The sequence below is a fragment of the Mycobacterium sp. IDUB_37 genome, from assembly GCF_055419245.1.
Map to the genome: position 1 here is coordinate 25,847 of NZ_JBVAXG010000017.1, position 15,333 is coordinate 41,179.

Genomic DNA, 15,333 nt, shown 5'->3' on the forward strand with positions numbered 1-15,333 from the left:
TTCGCTGGATGGACCGATCTTGGCCCGGCGTTGTATGTCTCGGACAGGTTACGAACTGGCGTTGGCGATGTCTAGTCGAGTCGACTCGCGAAACTGCCCAAGCGGGTGGATTGCGTCGGATTAGAGGTCCAATTCGACGTCAGACCGAGCCTGGCTGTTGCACACGGTGATGCGGTCGAGCTGTGGGCCATCGGTTTCAAGCTGCGTCGTACCGCTCAGTTTCGGAGTCACGCAGGCGCGGCAGAGCCCGCGCTCGCACCCGGTCGGTACCCGGATGCCCGCGCGACTCGCGGCTTCCAGCAGAGTCGTCGCGCTGTCGATCTCAATCGAACGTTCGCTGCGCCGGAACCGAACCGTGTATCGGTGTCCATCGTCGACGGGCCGGTCAAGCGTCGGCGGTGTGAACGACTCCGTGTGGAACTTCGCGGGATCCAGCCCGAGGCAGGCGAGGTGACGTTCCGCAAGCTCGATCATCGCCGGCGGCGCACACACGTACGCTTCGCGGTCGGCAACATCGCGCACGTAGCGCTTGACGAGAATCTCGGAGAACTGCCCTTGTGTGGTTCCAGGTCGATTCGTCGGCTTGTCGGTGAAGAAGTAGATCTGGACATCTGCGCTAGCAGCGAGTTCGCGCAGTTCCGATTCGAAGATGATCGACTGATCGTCCCGGTTGAAATACAACAGCACTGCGTCCGAACCCGGAGCCTCGCGGGCCATCTTGCGGAGCTGGCTGATGATCGGAGTGATTCCGACGCCCCCGGCGATGAACAGCGACTTGCGCGGCACGGTCGTCATGGTGAGCCCACCGGTCGCGCTGGGCACGCCCACCAGCGTCACGTGCTTGCCGGCGCGCACGGTTTCGTTGAGCCGGTTGGAGACTCGCCCGTCAACAACTCGCTTGATGCAGATCTCCATCGCATCAGAACCGTCGCTGTCGTGAACGAGGCTGTACTGACGGACCAGGACCTCGTCGCCTACCTCGACCCGTAGCGAGACGAATGCACCTGCATCCCAATGCACGTAATCCCAGCCGCGTGGCTTTTGCAGTCGCACTCGCAGGGCCTGCCCCTGTGCGATTGCCTCGGCCGACAGCACTTTGACCGGCACGTTGTAGAACCGCGGCTTGTCCAGGTACGGGCTCTCGGGGAGCTCCTTATAAGCGGCGCCGAAAGCTATGCGACGAACGAGCGACCTCGGTTGCACGAGGAGGCGTCGCAGTTGGCCGTACTCACGCTCGCCGGTTGGGAGTGACAGTCCGGTCATCGCGTTGAGGAAGAGACGGACCGTTTGCAACAGCGGTGTCTGGTGATAAGGCAGGCCGTGTCGTGCCGCGATTTCACGCACTTCGGGCGCAATTTCGCGCTGCCGGTTGGGGGGAAGGTCCGGGAACAGGTGGTGCTCGATGTGGGTGTCGAGGCCGCCGTAGAAGATCCGGAAATCGGGCCGGTTCTCGAACGGCACCTCCTCGACCAGGACCTGCTCCAAGAATTTGTCGAGCTCTGGACTGCGGTCGAAGTTTCTGGTCGCGCGGAATTGACGTGCGAAGTACTGGTCCGTCGTCTCGTCCGGACCTGGGTCGGGAAACATCTCCAGCTCGCCCGCGTGATGTTCGATGGCGACGAGGAAAAATACCGACATATATCCCGCGACCCCGCCGAGGTAGCTGGCGAGCAAGGCTGGCAGGAATTTCGAGCCCGCCGCCAGCGGCTCGCGGACGTACCGGTCTAGGGCGTCCCGGGCAGCGACACGTACCGGAGAGCGCAGCGTGTCGAGGCTGAAGAACCGTTCGCCCTTGACGTGCCGCGTCACGTTACCGAGCACGAACGGTGCGGCCTGCGGCGCCGTCACGATGAGCCCGGCGATAAGCCCGAGTTGCAAGACGTGATGGCCGAACCAGTCCTGACCGGCCATGGCGCGGGCGACGCTGTAGCCAAGGTCGTGATCGCGGCCGGCGATGTTGGTGTGCGGGTGATGGCCCTCGTGGTGCATCACCTTCCACTGGCGAATATCAACGTTGAAGTCCCATTCGTAGCGATCGGAGTGGTATTCGCCGCAGTTGGGCAGGTGGTCGTAGCTTCCGTGAATGATGTTGTGGCCGAGCTCAGAGAACTGAAGCAGTCGATACAGCATCTCGAGGACGACTGCGCGGCCGACCGCCTTCGGGCTGCCGTCTTGCAAAAGTTCGGCCCGACGTCTGTCGATCGCCTTTCCGTAGGCGGTCACATTGCGGATGTGCGCGAGGTCATCGTCGCCGACCAATGCCTTCGTCCGTCGATACAAATCCTGGAGTTCGTCGGCGAGGGTCTGCTCGGAAACGGCGGCGATAGCGTTCGTCATGCTGTCACGTTAGGTGGGATTGCGGACTGACTGAATGTTCCTACGGGACGCTGATTTGGTATTTTCGGACAATGGACGTGGCTCCGGTCTGGGCGGTGCCTCGCGGCACCGAGGGCGTTCGGATCATGCTCCAGGGCGGAATCGCGCACGGTATGACGGCCGAAGGGTGCCTCACGGGGAGCGGCGTGGTCGAGGCCGCCCTGGACCACGAGGACGCCGAGATCTGGGCGCATCAGGAGTTTGATGTCATCCGCAATCTCATAGCCGGGCTTGGAGACAGACCGGGCGTTGGCATCGAGGTCGGGTTGCACGCCACGATGGGCCGCGCCGGGCTGATCGGGTTCTTGGTGTTGGCCAGCGCCACCGTGTGGGAAGGCGTGGAGTTGGCCTTGCCGTTCCTGGCGCTCTCGCCGACGCACCTGCGAATTTCGATGGAGACTGACGATGAGTACGCATATCTCGTCGCCGACGATAGCGAACTGCCTACGGATGTAAGGGCTTTCATCGTCGAGCGAGACCTCGCCGGCATTCTGGCCGCGGTGCACGGTGCGCACCTCAACCTGATGCCACTGTGGGTCGACACGACGCTCGACGTCGGGCGCGCCGCCAAGCTCGCGGAACTCTGGCAGCTTCCGCTGCGTGATGTGCATCCCGATCAACGCAGAAATCGACTGGCTGTACCGCGCGCCATCGTGGAACAGCCATTGCCGTTGGCGGATGCCAACACTGCGCGCCGGATCGAGCGGCAGTGCCGGGAATTGCTCGAGCGCAGGCTATCTCGCGTTGGAGTGGCGGGACAGGTACGCAGCCGGCTGCTTCACAAGCCCGGCGAACTGCCGTCGATGCAGACCGTCGCACAGGAACTGCATGTCGATGCGAGAACGCTGCGCCGTCGGCTGGTAAGCGAGGGCACGACATTTCGTAGCCTGCTCGACGACGTCCGACGAAAGCTGGCGATCGAGCTTCTGGAACAAGACTTCTCCGTAGCGGAGGTGGCAGAGCGCCTGGGATACGCCGAGACCGCGAACTTCACCCACGCGTTCAAGCGTTGGGAAGCCATGGCGCCCAGCTACTTTCGCCAGTCGAGAGGCACGCGCTAGCTCGGCTCGGATACCTTGGCCTGCCAACGACTGCGGCGTTGCTCGTCGGTCTGCTCCCACCACGGCGGCGAGCCGCGTTCCCCCAGGGCAACTTTGGTGGCGTGCACACCTGCCCGGGCCTCCGGCTCCTGCGGAGTTCCCTTGGTGCGGCGCACCTCCCGGCGCCACGCCATCAATATCCCGACGAGCTCGGTCCGACGCTCCTCGGGTATTGCCGGGTCGGTCGCTCGCCACCGGCGGCCGTTGATGATGATGTGGTGCCCGTCTTCAGTGGCCGCCGGTCCGCTCATCAAAAGATGGTATTGCGCCTCCCCCTGCGGCCCAGTATGCCGACGTCTGGAACGGCAACTGCCCGCTGGACGAGTTACGGCACAAGCTCGCGTCAGTGAGACCAGCCACAGTATTACCCGTAGGTAACCTACGGGAGCGTAGGTTAAGTATCGACAGTAATGGGCACAGTTCTTGATGTTGCCGAAGCGCGGCTCCGATAGCGCCTCCGTCTGATGAGGTGCCCATCGGCCGAGACTGGATGAGACATGACCGAGTTGAACTATCTCGAACTGCACGGAGACCGCATCGCCTACCAAGATGCCGGTCAGGGCCCGGCCCTGCTGCTGATTCACGGGATGGCTGGTAGTTCGGCCACCTGGGAAGCGATCACTCCGCAGCTGGCCAAGAATTATCGGGTCATCGCGCCCGACCTGCTCGGCCATGGCAAATCCGCGAAACCGCGGGGGGACTACTCGCTGGGCGCTTTCGCGGTGTGGCTGCGCGACCTCCTCGACCAACTCGGCATCGACCGGGCAACGGTGATCGGGCAGTCCCTTGGTGGCGGTATCGCCATGCAGTTCGCCTACCAACACCGGGACTACTGCGAGCGGCTGGTGCTCATCGGCAGCGGTGGACTCGGCCCCGACCTCAGTCCAATGTTGCGGATTCTGTCGGCGCCCGGCGTCGAGTTTGTGCTTCCGGTCGTGGCCCCGCAATGGGTGCTGAACCTGGGCAACAAGGTGGGTTCGCAGCTGACCTCAGCCGGCATCCAGGCGCCTCGCGCCGGCCAGATGTGGCAGGCGTACTCGTCGCTCTCGGATTCAGCGACGCGCCACGCGTTCTTGCGGACATTGCGCTCGGTGGTGGACCACCGCGGCCAGGCCGTCAGTGCGCTGAACAAGCTGCATCTCACGGCCGACCTTCCCACCCTGCTGATCTGGGGCGATCACGACAAGATCATTCCGGTCTCGCACGCTTACGCCGCCCACGATGCGCTGGCGGGGAGTCAACTCGAGGTGCTCGAGGGCGTTGGACACTTCCCCCACGTCGAGGCGCCTACGGCAGTGGTGGACATTCTGGAGAAGTTCATCGCCACGGAGACACCGCAGCAGGCGTAGACCTGGCCTGGCGCGATCCCCTGTTGCTTCGAAACGGTATATCCGGTCCTTCGCCGAGCCTGACGCAGCGATCAAGGAGCGATACCGAAAAACTCGGTGATGTCGAAGACGATCGTCTGCTCGCTCTCGTCGGCGAACCTGATGGTGATCGAGTCGTATCGACGTCCGCCGGAATTTATTGTCGCCTGGCCGATCTGCTGCCAGCCGTTCGTGTCGCCTGCGATCCGTCGGTCGAGACCAAAGCGTTCGGTGAGGTATTGCTTCTCAGCTCGGATACCGATCGCGGTGCAGACAGCGCCGTTGATCACGACCGCTGTTTGGACGCTGTCGCCCTGGCCGCCGGTGAACATGTCTGCGCGCCAACGGAAGCCGCATGATGAGCACTGCCATTGCGGCGCCTGCCCGGTCAATAGCCGCCGCATCGCTCCGCCCGCTGCGGCCTTGCCCTCGGACACCAGCACCATGTGGGCATGGGTCGGCTCGCCGTAGATGATGGGAATGCGCTGACCCGAACGGCAAGCAGGGCAGAGCGATATCTCCGCGAAGTAGTGTTGCGTCCACTGCCGACCATCCCAGTAACGCCGGCCCGGCGCACCGGACGGATCCACGTACCAACCTGGTGGCGGGAGTGGCTGGTCCACGTGGCTCAGTGTCTAGCGTTCAGGCCCCCTGCACAACCGAATCGACCGCGTACTTTTTCGGGATGGCCGATTTCGGGGCGGGCGGCCACTGGCCAAGCCCGCAATCCTCATCGATGAGCAACTGCGTGGCGCGGGCACGGTGTGCTCAGGTGTCGGTGCGGTGTTGGCTCTCGGCGCAGGCCCGGGTCATCGGCGTTGCGCGAAGGGCGCAGTACCGGTCGATTGCAGGGCGGCCGGCAGAGCTCGGGCGGTGAGTTTCGCCATCGACCCCAGTCTGTATCTGTAAGAACATCGACCGCGCAGAAGAGGAGCACCATGACCGCTACGTACACCTTCGACGTCTTCTCCAGCCTCGACGGCTTCGGCGGCGTCAACGGCGGTGACTGGGGCGGTTACTGGGGCAAGCAGGGCCCCGAACTGCTCGACCGTCGTCTTGCTCTCTATAGCGGGGAGCAGCGAATCGTTCTCGGCGCCAACACCTATCGGTTATTCGCGCAGATGCTGTCGGAGAGCACCGATGAGTCCGACGTGCACGACCCCTGGGTCACCCGGATGAGGCACTTGCCGGCGACGGTGGTGTCGACCACCCTGACCGGGCCTCTTGACTGGCCGGACGCGACGATCGCGGGCGGCGACGCCGTCGACGTGGTCGCCCGACTCAAGGACGAGTCCGACGTGCCGTTGCGCTCGCACGGCAGCCTTTCGATGAACCGGGCACTGATGGCCGCCGGCCTGGTCGACCGTGTCCAGGTGACGCTCTTCCCGGTGATCACCGGCCAGACCGGTGATGACCCGATCTTCAAGGGCGCGGCCGACTTCGACCTGGAGTGGATCGAGAGCCGAACCCTCGACGGCAATATCCAAGAGCTCATCTACCGGCCCACCCTGCATATCTGAGTGCAGCTCTTGCGACTGTTTCTATGACAATGGTGGGGTGGCATATCGATGTGCGGGCTGCGATTTCGTTTACGACCTCGATCAGGCAGGGATCGTCGAGCGCAGTATCCGGGAACGGATAGCCGAGATCGCGGCAATCCTGCGCGATCCCGACGCGGACCTGCGATCCCGACGGCAACCCAGTGTGTGGTCGCCGTTGGAGTATGGCTGCCATCTTCGGGACGTGCTGCTGGCGCAGCGCGAGCGGGTGCTTGCGGCCCGCCGCACAACTCGGCCGGACTCTGCCCCATTGGGACGCGAGGAGCGGGTCGAGCACGACGGCTATGCCGAGCAGGAGCCCGAAGATGTGGCTCGCCAGCTTGCCGACGCCGCAAAGCTTTTCGGCAATGTCCTGGCCCGGCTGGGTGCCGAGGACTGGAATCGCACAGTCATCTACAACTATCCGGAGACTCGCGAACGGTCGTTGCAATGGGTCGCCGTGCACACGATGCATGAGGTGCAGCACCACCTCCTCGATATTCGCGATCAGGTCTGATTGCGAATGACCGGCGATTTGGTCACCGAGACTTTCGATTACGACGGCGGACGTCGGGTCACCGTGTATGTTCCCCCGGATCCGCCAGCGGCGGTTTTGTTCGCCGGCGACGGCCAGTTGATCTCGCGCTGGGGCGCGCTGCTCGAAACGACCGACGTACCCCCGACGATGATCGTCGGCGTTCACCGACTCGACGATGAAACGCTTCGGCTTCACGAGTACTCACCAGGCTTTGACCCGGAACGATTCGCCTCGCACGAAAGGTTTTTCGTCGACGACGTCCGCCAGTGGACAGCGTCGCGATTCGGCGTAGCACTACCTGCCGTGCGAACCGCTGTGTTCGGAGTCTCGGCAAGTGCAGAGCTGGCGCTCGCCGTTGGGCTTCGCCATCCAGACGTTTACGGCGCGGTCTTGTGCGCCTCGCCGGGGGCCGGCTACCAGCCACCCGCAGTAATGCCGCACCGACTCCCCCGCACCTACCTCGTTGCCGGCACGCAGGAGCCGTTCTTCCTGCGCAACGCGACGCGGTGGGCGGCGGCGCTCAACGAGGCAGGCGCAGACGTGGTGATGAAAGAGCGAATCGGATCCCACGGCGGCGCGTTCTGGCAGGAAGAACTCCCCTTGATGGTGACGTGGGCGTTCGGTGGCTGACCTCCCCTATGGCGCGCGCGGTGCATCAATCGATTCGAACCGGAAGACGGCGAGCCGTCCCGCCAAAGCTTCGAATTCATCGGCACTTCCGTCGCGCACCAACCCTGATCGTTTGGCGAAGGCAACGCCGACCGGAACCTGGACGGAAAAGGCTCGAAGCACCGGGCGGGCTTCGTCCGTGTTGAGTTCCACGATCCGCACCTGACGGGAATGTCGTCCACGCGTCAGCGTGCCGGTGCGTGCCGCCCGAGCGTTGGCGGCCCAGTCTGCGCCGGGATATCCCGCCACCACATGGAGGCCACCCTGAAAGTCGAACGGCGTCATCGGGGTACTGCGCGGACGACCAGACTTTCGGCCGGGCACGGTCAGCACCATGGCCGGGCCGGTCGGTATGCCGAGCTTCTGCACCGCCATCATCACCTTGTTCATCGGCTTCAGAAAGCGCGGCGGCTTCAAGATTTCAGACATTCGAAACTCCTTCGCGAGCGAACAGGCCGGAATTTTCGGACACCCAATCCGCGAACGTGCGGGGTGGGCGGCCCAGGATCTTCTCCACCTCGTGGGTGACCAGCGCCGGCTTGTCGAGGGTCTGAGCGAGCATCGCGACATAGGCCCCGCCGAACTCGGCCGGGAACCCCAAGCCGACGAACCGCTGCCGAACCACATCCGGCGGAATCTCGAGGTACCGCAACCGACGGTGCAGGACCGATCCAATGACCTCGACCAACTCGGCGTTGGTAAGCGCCTGCGGGCCTGTCATCGGGATCTTCTGGCTGACCAGGTCGTCGGTGAGCAGCGCCCGCGCCGCGACTGCGGCGACATCGCCGTCGGCAATCGGTGATACGGATGCCGCGGCATAGGGACCCGCGACGACGTCACCGCTGCGGATCTGCGCCGACCACATGCCGGCGAAATTCGACGCGAACACCGACGGGCGCAGGCTCACCCATGCCACACCGGAATCGACTGCAACCTGCTCGGCTTCCTTATTGCGATCTCCGCGAAAGCGCGACGGTTGACGCGCAAAGTCGTCGTCGGCGTTGATCGCTGACAGCGCAACCAGTTTCGTGACTCCGGCCGCGACGGCGTCCGTGACGGCCGCCGCCAGGTCGTCGCCCAGCGCACGAGAATTCAGAAACATCGCCGAAGCCCCCGGTAGTGCTTCGGCTACCGAGCCGACCATTTCGACACCCGCGGGCACCCGCGTGGTGTTCGGTGAGCGGGTGACGGCCCGCACTCGAGCACCCGCGGACGCGAGTGCGGCGACGAGCGGCCGGCCAACATTGCCGGTAGCTCCGGTTACGACAATCATCGTGGTTGAGTCCTTTCGAGGACGGTCTGAAGAGCGGTCTGAAGATAGGACGGGCAACCGGATGGGAAAGTTACAGTCGGCATCCGTAACTTTTCCGGCCACCGATTCGTCTACGACTTATGCAGCCAGCGTCGTCACCCAGTGACCAGGTCGCCCAGGCCTGGCGTCAGCACCGTGCCTACCTGGTGAACCTCGGATACCAGATCATCGGCGATGTCGGTGACGCCGAAGATGTTGCGCAAGAAGTGTTTCTGCGGCTTTCCAGAGCGGATCCCAACGAGATCGAAGATGTCCGCGGTTGGCTGACCGTCGTCACCAGTCGGCTGTGCCTCGACCATGTGCGTTCAGCGCGAGCCCGGTACGAACGCCCCGGCGATCCCGACCAGCCGGGCGTAGACATCGGCCGAGTCGAGAAGCGCCTGCTGGACCCGGCCGACCGGGTCACTCTCGACGATGAGATCCGAACCGCACTACTAGAGGTGCTGCGCCGGCTCAGCCCTGGTGAGCGGGTGGCCTTCGTCCTGCACGATGTGTTCGGGGTTCCCTTCGACACCATTGCCGAGACCGTGGGCCGGCCGGTCGGCACCTGTCGTCAGCTGGCTCGGCGCGCACGCGCCAAGTTCACCGACGCTCAGCCGAAACCCGCCCATGTCGCCCCGGTTGAGCATCAGCTCGTCACCGAAAAGTTCATCACCGCGTGCGCGAATGGCGACATCGCGGGGTTGGCGGCGGTTCTGGATCCTTCGGTATGGGGAGTCGGCACTGTCCTCACAGATCCCGCGCCGCCTCCGCAGATCAACTACGGGCCACTCCCTGTTGCCACCAACCTGCTGCGTTACGTGGGGCCGGAGGCGACGCTGGTCAGTGGTCCCGTCGGTCAACCTGTGCTGCTCGCGTTCGCGCAACGGCGCCTCTTCGCGGTCATCGTGCTGACAATTCGCGACGGCTGCGTCACCAAGATCGAGGCGACGGCCGACCCGGCAGCCCGGGGCTAATATCCCGCTGTGACTACGAACAAGCCGGCTATTCGTCCTGTTCGGTGGCAGCCGCCGCTGTCGCAACCGCTGCCGGAACCGGACCGCACGACCGGCGTCGTGGTCGTAGGGGTGCCCGGTTACGCCCCCGAGGACGTCGTCGTGGACGCCGAGGGCAACATCTGGGCCGGCGTCGACGACGGACGAATCATCCGTGTTGGCGCCGACGGCACCGATGCTCGGGTGATGGCCGACACCGGCGGGCGTCCATTGGGCCTGGCAGTTTCACGCGACGGCCGACTGCTGATCTGCGACAGCCACCGCGGGCTACTCAGGTATGACCCGGTATCCGGAGAATTCGAGACCCTGGTGGCTGACGTAGCCGGACGACCTTTAACGTTCTGCTCCAACGTCGTCGAAGCATCCAATGGCACAATATATTTCACCGAATCCACAGATGCTTTCCACTATGAGTTCTACAAGGGAGCGGTGATCGAGGCCCGCGGCACCGGCGCACTATTTCGCCGCGGTGCCGACGGCGAGGTCGACGTCCTTGCTGCCGGTCTGCATTTCGCCAACGGCGTCACGCTCACGGCCGACGAGTCGGCGGTCGTGTTCGCCGAGACCACGGGCTGCCGGGTGTCGAAGTACTGGCTCACCGGAGAGCGGGCCGGTTCGATCACTCCGTTGGTCACCGAGCTACCTGGCTACCCCGACAACATCGCGACCGGAAGCGACGGCCGGATCTGGGTTGCCATGGCATCCGACCGTAACCGGCTCAGCGAGTGGTTCAGTCCGCGCGCGCCGATCCTGCGAAAGCTGCTCTGGCAGCTGCCTTATCGCTGGATGCCCGATCCGAAACCGACCGTATGGGCTGTCGCGTTCGACCCCGACGACGGTCACGTCGTCACCCAACTACGCACCACCCATCCGAGTTTCGGCCTCGTCACCGGCGTGGTCGAAACCGGCGGGCGGCTGTGGATGGGATGCATCGGCGCGGCTGCGCTGAGTTATCTCGACCTGTAGGAACACCGCCGGCCACTCACGGGGTGGCCGATACCGCGCGCTCAACCATCGGTGTCAGCACGTCGTGGGCGAAGCGTCGAAGCTCGATGTCGTCGCCGAAGTCGGGATCTGTCGGCGGCGTGGCCAGGTAGGTCATGAAGAGTCGCGCGAAAACGTCGGCCACCCACCGCGCGGGCTGATTGGGCGTGCCCGGCGCATCGCCGTGAATGTGCCTGGCGATGAACGCCGCTCCCATGTCGAGTAATTCGGCATTGTCGGCGGGGGAAAGTGCGGACTCGGCGTGGGCCGCCCGTCGCAGCATCGGATGTGTCCGGGCGAAGCGCACCGCCGCGATGAATGCCTCGACGACACCATCGTGCGGGTCCGCCGAGGTGTCGATCCCATCGGCCACCGCGGCCAGGAAGCGCTGCGTCTCCCGTCGCACCAGCGCTTCGACGAGATCGTCACGGCGGGGGTACCGCCGATAGACGGTCATCCGGGCCACTTTGGCCCGGCGCACCACGTCTTCCACCGTCAACCGTTGCAGCCCAACGGTTGACGCCTCCTGCAGTGCGGCGTCCAGGATCCGTTGGCTGGTCCGGTCGGCGCCGTCGAGGTCGGCCGCGCCGCTGGTGGCGGCACCTAGCACTTTGAGCAACGCGCCGTCGGTCACCTGGCCGCCTGCAGTTGCATTGCGCCGCTTGCCCGCGCCCGGGCCAACTCCACATAGCGCGGAGTTCCGAACGCCCAGCGCAACATTCGCGCGTCGAGTTGAAGATAGGGACCGATCATGGCGCTCACCACTGGTGACGGGCGGTCGAACCCGGTCAGCTCGCGCGCCCACCGCGGCGCGGCACTCATACCCGCGTGGAGGGCGAAGCGGTGCAGCGCGGCATCTGCCGCCGGCGGCAGGCTTGGCCCGAACGGCGCGGATAACAGGAAGTCGATGAATTCCCTGGTCTGGCCGTTGACTGCCAGTTTGGGTCGCATTGTGGCGACGTACTCGTCGAGTTCGGCCGTGCTGGTCGGTACCCACTCGGCGCCGCCCATCCTGCCGATGACGGCTTGCTCGGCGAGGTAGGCATCCTTTTCCGCCGTACTGAGCCGACGGTTTGTGCGCTCATAAGTGCGCAGGATCATCCAGGGAATTGCGGTGTGCACCCACGCGATCAGCTCGGGATCGAGTGCCCGGTAGGCCACGCCGTCCGGTCGGGTGCCGTTGACGAACGAGTGAATGTGTCTGACGTGCTCGATGATTCGGGTAGCCGCTGCCGTATTGCCGAAGGTGGTGGCCAGCACGTAGCCCAAGGTGGCGCGGGCGCGTTGGAAGGGGTCTTGGCGGTATGAGGACATGTCCTGCACACCGGCGATGACCGACGGGTGCAAAATCTCGAGCACAATCGCCGCGGTAGCCCGCCTGTGCCACCGCCGCCAGGTCGGCATTCACCCGCCAGGACACGCTGTCTGGGCCGATCAGGCCGGGGTCGCCGTCGGGTCCGCCATAGATATCGGGGTCGTCGTGCCGGCCGGCTAACTTCTCGAAGTCCTTGACGATTCGACGGCGTGGTAGCTCCACGGCACTAACCTCCAGAGACAAATGAGACTTTCATTACCTAATCTATACCACTTTTGAGAGGTGAGGGTCCCAACTTGGGCGTTGCGCTTACCCAGAAAGTGGGTTGACTCGCGTAAATGGCCTTACCCTGGATGTATGGCAGACCACGACACCGGCGACGCCGAGGGTGTTGCTGCAGCTGAGGCTTCAGGAGCCAGTGATTCGAATGAGGCCGACGGAGCCGCAAGCGCCGGCAGAGATGCCGACAGCTCCTCCGCTGGTGGCTCGACGAAATCCCGGATACTCGCGCGGAAACCACTGATCGCTGCCGGGGCAGTGGCGGTGGTCATCATCGCCGCCATCTCGGCGTTCTTTATTTTGTGGCCCGATCCGCCCAGTCGCTCTGCGGGTGGCACCCCAACGGGGCCCGGTAACGGGCCGTGGCTGCGCGGCACCTATCAAGCGCACAACGACATCCAGGCGCCGATCGGGCACTACTCGAACGACCACGTCCTGGTGCTCACTTCCGATTGCCCCGGGTGCGACGCGACAGCCTCGGGGGACGTCGGGACCGGCAACCTGCATTGGAACGGCGCTGGCTGGGAGGCCAGCGCACCCACTGACTGCGGCCAGGTCACCTCCGCGTTCACGATCGGGCCAGTGCTCAACGGCATCGCTCAACAGGTGTCGAGCAATTGGTCAATGTGCGACGTGAATGTCACGACCACCTTGACGCGCACCGGGGACTGAAGCGCGCCTACCGCGAGTGCAGCGCCGACGGCGTCCACGCCGGCCAGTCGGGCGTGCCGAGCAGTTGACCGTTGTTGAGTTGGGCCACGATGCGTGGCCCCTCCCGCCTGCTGTTGTCGTACAGGGTCGCGATATCGCAGCGGGCCGTTGCCGCCGCAATGAGTGCCCAAAGACGTTGGTAGCGTTGGCGAATCTTCTCTTCGGGCACATCGTGACCGCCCGCTCGGACGCGGGCCCGCACGCGGTGCACCGCCAGTTCTTCGGGAATCAGCAGCGCGTGCAGGACGACGGTGTATCCCGCCGCCTGGGCCGTTTCGATCAGCTGCAACTTGGACGGATGGGAAAACACCGTTTCGGCGATGAACGGCCTGCGCAACTTAATGAGCTTGTCCCTCGTCGCCGCAGCAACTGCCGCGGCGTCATACGCGTGGGACAGGGGGTCGTCGGGCCACCGCTTTTGGGCGATTTCGTCGGCATTGACGAATTGGCTGCCCGGCAACAGCGGACCCAGAGTCAACTCGACAAACGTCGACTTACCTGCGCCGTTTGGTCCGACGACGAGGTCAAGTCGATTCACGTAGGTGCGACGACCGAAGTGCCGTCGGGCCGATACTCGACGATCTCGCCGGCATCATTGAGCGCCACCGTAGTGATACCGCGGTCGGCGAGCGTCTGGCCGTAGTTCGCCTTGGCCAGGCTCTCCTGGATAGCCGCGGAGATCTCGGCGTTGAACACCACACCTTCCTCGGCGCCCAACTCCCGCAGATCGAGTTGTCCGGCCAGCGCGGCTTCGACGCGTTGCCGCGCGGCAGACTGATGACTCGACACCGCGCGTCCCACCCGTGCCCAATGATCGAGCTGTTGCTTGGCTGAGCGACTCTGCCGGCGACCCTCGGCCGCGGCACTGTCCAGCAGATCGGCGGCAACTCGGGTCACGCGATCTGCAGCCTCAGCCATCGCCCCTCCGAGCCTCGATGTAGCAATCTGTAACATACCGTAGCAGATTGCTACGGGCGTTACGTGCGAAGCGTGATGCGGGGGCTCTCACCGTAGGCCTGCCGGTACTGCGCCGAGAATCGTCCGGTGTGGGCGAAACCCCACTTCTGCGCGACGGCGGACACCGTGGTGGTCGACGGATCGCCGCGCATCAGATCCGCTCGCGCGTTGTGCAGCCGGACTCGCCGCAGATATTCGGTCGGTGTCATGCCGGCCTGCTGGCGGAACAGATACTGCACCGCCCTGGGCGTGAGGTGCAGCGCTGCGGCAACGTCGTTGATACCGATACCGCGTCCCGCGTGGTTCTGGATGAATACGATTGCATCCCTGAACGATTGGGGCACTGTCAGGGTGTCCAGCAGATCCTGGCCGGCGTTCACGTTGGACGGGAAACACTCGAGCGTTGCCGCCGTGAGCATGCGCGTCGCCGCGCGGACCATGAGCGGCCGCTGCGCAGCATCCGCGGAGTTGAAGCCGGCGATCACGTGATCTAGGGCGCGATGCCACGCGCCCGCGATCGTGCGTGAGCGTGGATGCGGACCCGCGAACTCGATGTGCTCGGGCAGCGACGGGTGTTCCTCGGCCGCGACCCGGTGCAGGAGCTTCGCGTCGATGCTCACCACGTGGAATTGCGCGGGCTTCGTTTCCAAGGTGCACGGCACGTCATCGGCGCACAGCAGAAAGGCATCCGGGCCACTGATGGTCTCGTCGGCCAGAGCGAGCGAACCCGCCCGGGGCTGGATCACCGATACTGAATCGGTGGGCCGGACCTTGACCCGGATTCTGCCTTTGACCAGGAACTCGTCGATGGTGATCCCGTCGGCTGCTTGTCGCCGGACGGTCAGAGACGACCCGCTTGCGAAGCCGTCCAGCTGCCAACCCGCTTTATATGCGTTTGCGAAGTATCGGCGAACGCCCTCGGAGTCGGTCGTGTGGAATCGCTCGATCGTCAGTGCGCCAGTGTTGTGGCCCTCGCCCAGTTGGTCTATCAACCTCGGCTCTTTGGTCATGACGCTGCCCCGCGTAACTGTGGGTCTCGCAGCATGAACCAGTTGAAACGTACCGCGTTGCATGGCATCCCCTTGAATTCGAACCAGTTGATCAGCGACCTCCACACCAGCGCGGGCATAGTCCAGCTGATTAGTATGAAAATGGCCTTCATAGCTACACCGTATGGACGCTGAGCTGGTAA

The 15,333-nt window shown here is 64.4% G+C and carries 18 protein-coding genes; 8 read left to right on the top strand and 10 right to left on the bottom strand.

What is annotated here, in order from left to right; translation table 11 throughout:
* Positions 1 to 120: 120 nt before the first annotated feature.
* Positions 121 to 2,337: a fatty acid desaturase gene (locus ACZY1I_RS31675; protein WP_463761569.1), complete on the bottom strand. Its 2,217-nt coding sequence runs from the start codon at positions 2,335 to 2,337 to the stop codon at positions 121 to 123.
* Positions 2,338 to 2,408: 71 nt separating this feature from the next.
* Between ACZY1I_RS31675 and ACZY1I_RS31680 the strand changes: the two genes are divergently transcribed.
* Positions 2,409 to 3,437 carry a helix-turn-helix transcriptional regulator gene (locus ACZY1I_RS31680; protein WP_463761571.1) on the top strand — a complete coding sequence of 343 codons (1,029 nt, stop codon included), beginning with the start codon at positions 2,409 to 2,411 and terminating at the stop codon, positions 3,435 to 3,437.
* Here the strand turns inward: ACZY1I_RS31680 and ACZY1I_RS31685 are convergent.
* Complete coding sequence (locus ACZY1I_RS31685; RefSeq protein ID WP_463761573.1) at positions 3,434 to 3,727, bottom strand: hypothetical protein; 294 nt, start codon at positions 3,725 to 3,727, stop codon at positions 3,434 to 3,436. The two genes, ACZY1I_RS31680 and ACZY1I_RS31685, sit on opposite strands and share 4 nt — an antisense overlap.
* 246 nt (positions 3,728 to 3,973) lie before the next feature.
* On the opposite strand from ACZY1I_RS31685, the gene ACZY1I_RS31690 reads away from it, so the two are divergent.
* The gene (locus ACZY1I_RS31690) at positions 3,974 to 4,825 is read left to right on the top strand and encodes an alpha/beta fold hydrolase (protein ID WP_463761575.1); all 852 of its coding nucleotides are present in this window, start codon (positions 3,974 to 3,976) and stop codon (positions 4,823 to 4,825) included.
* 71 nt (positions 4,826 to 4,896) lie between these two features.
* Here the strand turns inward: ACZY1I_RS31690 and ACZY1I_RS31695 are convergent, their stop codons facing one another.
* Positions 4,897 to 5,466 (bottom strand): DUF2510 domain-containing protein, encoded by a 570-nt coding sequence (locus tag ACZY1I_RS31695; protein WP_463761577.1) that lies wholly within the window; start codon positions 5,464 to 5,466, stop codon positions 4,897 to 4,899.
* A 315-nt stretch (positions 5,467 to 5,781) separates the two neighbouring features.
* Here ACZY1I_RS31695 and ACZY1I_RS31700 point away from each other — a divergent pair, with 315 nt between their 5' ends.
* The 3 genes from ACZY1I_RS31700 (at position 5,782) to ACZY1I_RS31710 (ending at position 7,549) form a co-directional block, all read left to right on the top strand.
* Positions 5,782 to 6,363 (top strand): dihydrofolate reductase family protein, encoded by a 582-nt coding sequence (locus tag ACZY1I_RS31700; RefSeq protein WP_463761579.1) that lies wholly within the window; start codon positions 5,782 to 5,784, stop codon positions 6,361 to 6,363.
* 106 nt (positions 6,364 to 6,469) lie between these two features.
* On the top strand, positions 6,470 to 6,898 hold the full coding sequence (locus ACZY1I_RS31705; RefSeq protein ID WP_463761614.1) for a DinB family protein: 429 nt from the start codon (positions 6,470 to 6,472) through the stop codon (positions 6,896 to 6,898).
* A gap of 6 nt (positions 6,899 to 6,904) precedes the next feature.
* Entirely contained in the window at positions 6,905 to 7,549 is a 645-nt protein-coding gene (locus ACZY1I_RS31710) for an alpha/beta hydrolase (RefSeq protein ID WP_463761580.1), read from the top strand.
* 6 nt (positions 7,550 to 7,555) lie between these two features.
* Here ACZY1I_RS31710 and ACZY1I_RS31715 read toward each other — a convergent pair whose 3' ends face one another.
* Together ACZY1I_RS31715 and ACZY1I_RS31720 are read right to left on the bottom strand one after the other, a co-directional pair.
* Complete coding sequence (locus ACZY1I_RS31715; RefSeq protein WP_463761581.1) at positions 7,556 to 8,017, bottom strand: nitroreductase family deazaflavin-dependent oxidoreductase; 462 nt, start codon at positions 8,015 to 8,017, stop codon at positions 7,556 to 7,558.
* Positions 8,010 to 8,861 (bottom strand): NmrA family NAD(P)-binding protein, encoded by an 852-nt coding sequence (locus ACZY1I_RS31720; protein ID WP_463761583.1) that lies wholly within the window; start codon positions 8,859 to 8,861, stop codon positions 8,010 to 8,012. Before ACZY1I_RS31720 ends, ACZY1I_RS31715 begins: the two co-directional genes overlap by 8 nt.
* Before the next feature lie 119 nt (positions 8,862 to 8,980).
* On the opposite strand from ACZY1I_RS31720, the gene sigI reads away from it, so the two are divergent.
* Both sigI and ACZY1I_RS31730 read left to right on the top strand, forming a co-directional pair.
* Positions 8,981 to 9,856 (top strand): RNA polymerase sigma factor SigI, encoded by an 876-nt coding sequence (sigI, locus tag ACZY1I_RS31725; RefSeq protein ID WP_463761584.1) that lies wholly within the window; start codon positions 8,981 to 8,983, stop codon positions 9,854 to 9,856.
* A 9-nt stretch (positions 9,857 to 9,865) separates the two neighbouring features.
* Complete coding sequence (locus ACZY1I_RS31730; RefSeq protein ID WP_463761585.1) at positions 9,866 to 10,861, top strand: SMP-30/gluconolactonase/LRE family protein; 996 nt, start codon at positions 9,866 to 9,868, stop codon at positions 10,859 to 10,861.
* A 16-nt stretch (positions 10,862 to 10,877) separates the two neighbouring features.
* Here the strand turns inward: ACZY1I_RS31730 and ACZY1I_RS31735 are convergent, their stop codons facing one another.
* Together ACZY1I_RS31735 and ACZY1I_RS31740 are read right to left on the bottom strand one after the other, a co-directional pair.
* On the bottom strand, positions 10,878 to 11,513 hold the full coding sequence (locus tag ACZY1I_RS31735) for a TetR/AcrR family transcriptional regulator (RefSeq protein ID WP_463761586.1): 636 nt from the start codon (positions 11,511 to 11,513) through the stop codon (positions 10,878 to 10,880).
* Positions 11,510 to 12,238 (bottom strand): oxygenase MpaB family protein, encoded by a 729-nt coding sequence (locus ACZY1I_RS31740; RefSeq protein ID WP_463761588.1) that lies wholly within the window; start codon positions 12,236 to 12,238, stop codon positions 11,510 to 11,512. The genes ACZY1I_RS31735 and ACZY1I_RS31740 overlap by 4 nt, the downstream gene beginning before the upstream one ends.
* Positions 12,239 to 12,551: 313 nt before the next feature.
* Here ACZY1I_RS31740 and ACZY1I_RS31745 point away from each other — a divergent pair, with 313 nt between their 5' ends.
* Positions 12,552 to 13,145 (top strand): hypothetical protein, encoded by a 594-nt coding sequence (locus tag ACZY1I_RS31745; RefSeq protein WP_463761589.1) that lies wholly within the window; start codon positions 12,552 to 12,554, stop codon positions 13,143 to 13,145.
* A gap of 7 nt (positions 13,146 to 13,152) precedes the next feature.
* Here the strand turns inward: ACZY1I_RS31745 and ACZY1I_RS31750 are convergent, their stop codons facing one another.
* The 3 genes from ACZY1I_RS31750 to ACZY1I_RS31760 are packed head-to-tail and all read right to left on the bottom strand — an operon-like array spanning position 13,153 to position 15,151.
* Positions 13,153 to 13,722, bottom strand: coding sequence for a zeta toxin family protein (locus ACZY1I_RS31750; protein WP_463761590.1), 570 nt, complete (start codon positions 13,720 to 13,722; stop codon positions 13,153 to 13,155).
* Positions 13,719 to 14,102 (bottom strand): TA system antitoxin ParD family protein, encoded by a 384-nt coding sequence (locus ACZY1I_RS31755; RefSeq protein ID WP_463761591.1) that lies wholly within the window; start codon positions 14,100 to 14,102, stop codon positions 13,719 to 13,721. Before ACZY1I_RS31755 ends, ACZY1I_RS31750 begins: the two co-directional genes overlap by 4 nt.
* 59 nt (positions 14,103 to 14,161) lie before the next feature.
* Positions 14,162 to 15,151, bottom strand: coding sequence for a helix-turn-helix transcriptional regulator (locus tag ACZY1I_RS31760; protein WP_463761593.1), 990 nt, complete (start codon positions 15,149 to 15,151; stop codon positions 14,162 to 14,164).
* Positions 15,152 to 15,333: the final 182 nt, after the last annotated feature.

Excerpts from the sequence above, each read along its gene's own strand:
- ACZY1I_RS31685 (WP_463761573.1), bottom strand. The coding sequence starts at position 3,727 with ATGAGCGGACCGGCGGCCACTGAAGACGGGCACCACATCATCATCAAC.
- ACZY1I_RS31745 (WP_463761589.1), top strand. The coding sequence starts at position 12,552 with ATGGCAGACCACGACACCGGCGACGCCGAGGGTGTTGCTGCAGCTGAG.
- ACZY1I_RS31680 (WP_463761571.1), top strand. The coding sequence starts at position 2,409 with ATGGACGTGGCTCCGGTCTGGGCGGTGCCTCGCGGCACCGAGGGCGTT.
- ACZY1I_RS31715 (WP_463761581.1), bottom strand. The coding sequence starts at position 8,017 with ATGTCTGAAATCTTGAAGCCGCCGCGCTTTCTGAAGCCGATGAACAAG.
- ACZY1I_RS31675 (WP_463761569.1), bottom strand. The coding sequence starts at position 2,337 with ATGACGAACGCTATCGCCGCCGTTTCCGAGCAGACCCTCGCCGACGAA.
- ACZY1I_RS31755 (WP_463761591.1), bottom strand. The coding sequence starts at position 14,102 with ATGGCTGAGGCTGCAGATCGCGTGACCCGAGTTGCCGCCGATCTGCTG.
- sigI (WP_463761584.1), top strand. The coding sequence starts at position 8,981 with ATGCAGCCAGCGTCGTCACCCAGTGACCAGGTCGCCCAGGCCTGGCGT.
- ACZY1I_RS31700 (WP_463761579.1), top strand. The coding sequence starts at position 5,782 with ATGACCGCTACGTACACCTTCGACGTCTTCTCCAGCCTCGACGGCTTC.
- ACZY1I_RS31690 (WP_463761575.1), top strand. The coding sequence starts at position 3,974 with ATGACCGAGTTGAACTATCTCGAACTGCACGGAGACCGCATCGCCTAC.
- ACZY1I_RS31760 (WP_463761593.1), bottom strand. The coding sequence starts at position 15,151 with ATGACCAAAGAGCCGAGGTTGATAGACCAACTGGGCGAGGGCCACAAC.
- ACZY1I_RS31710 (WP_463761580.1), top strand. The coding sequence starts at position 6,905 with ATGACCGGCGATTTGGTCACCGAGACTTTCGATTACGACGGCGGACGT.
- ACZY1I_RS31720 (WP_463761583.1), bottom strand. The coding sequence starts at position 8,861 with ATGATTGTCGTAACCGGAGCTACCGGCAATGTTGGCCGGCCGCTCGTC.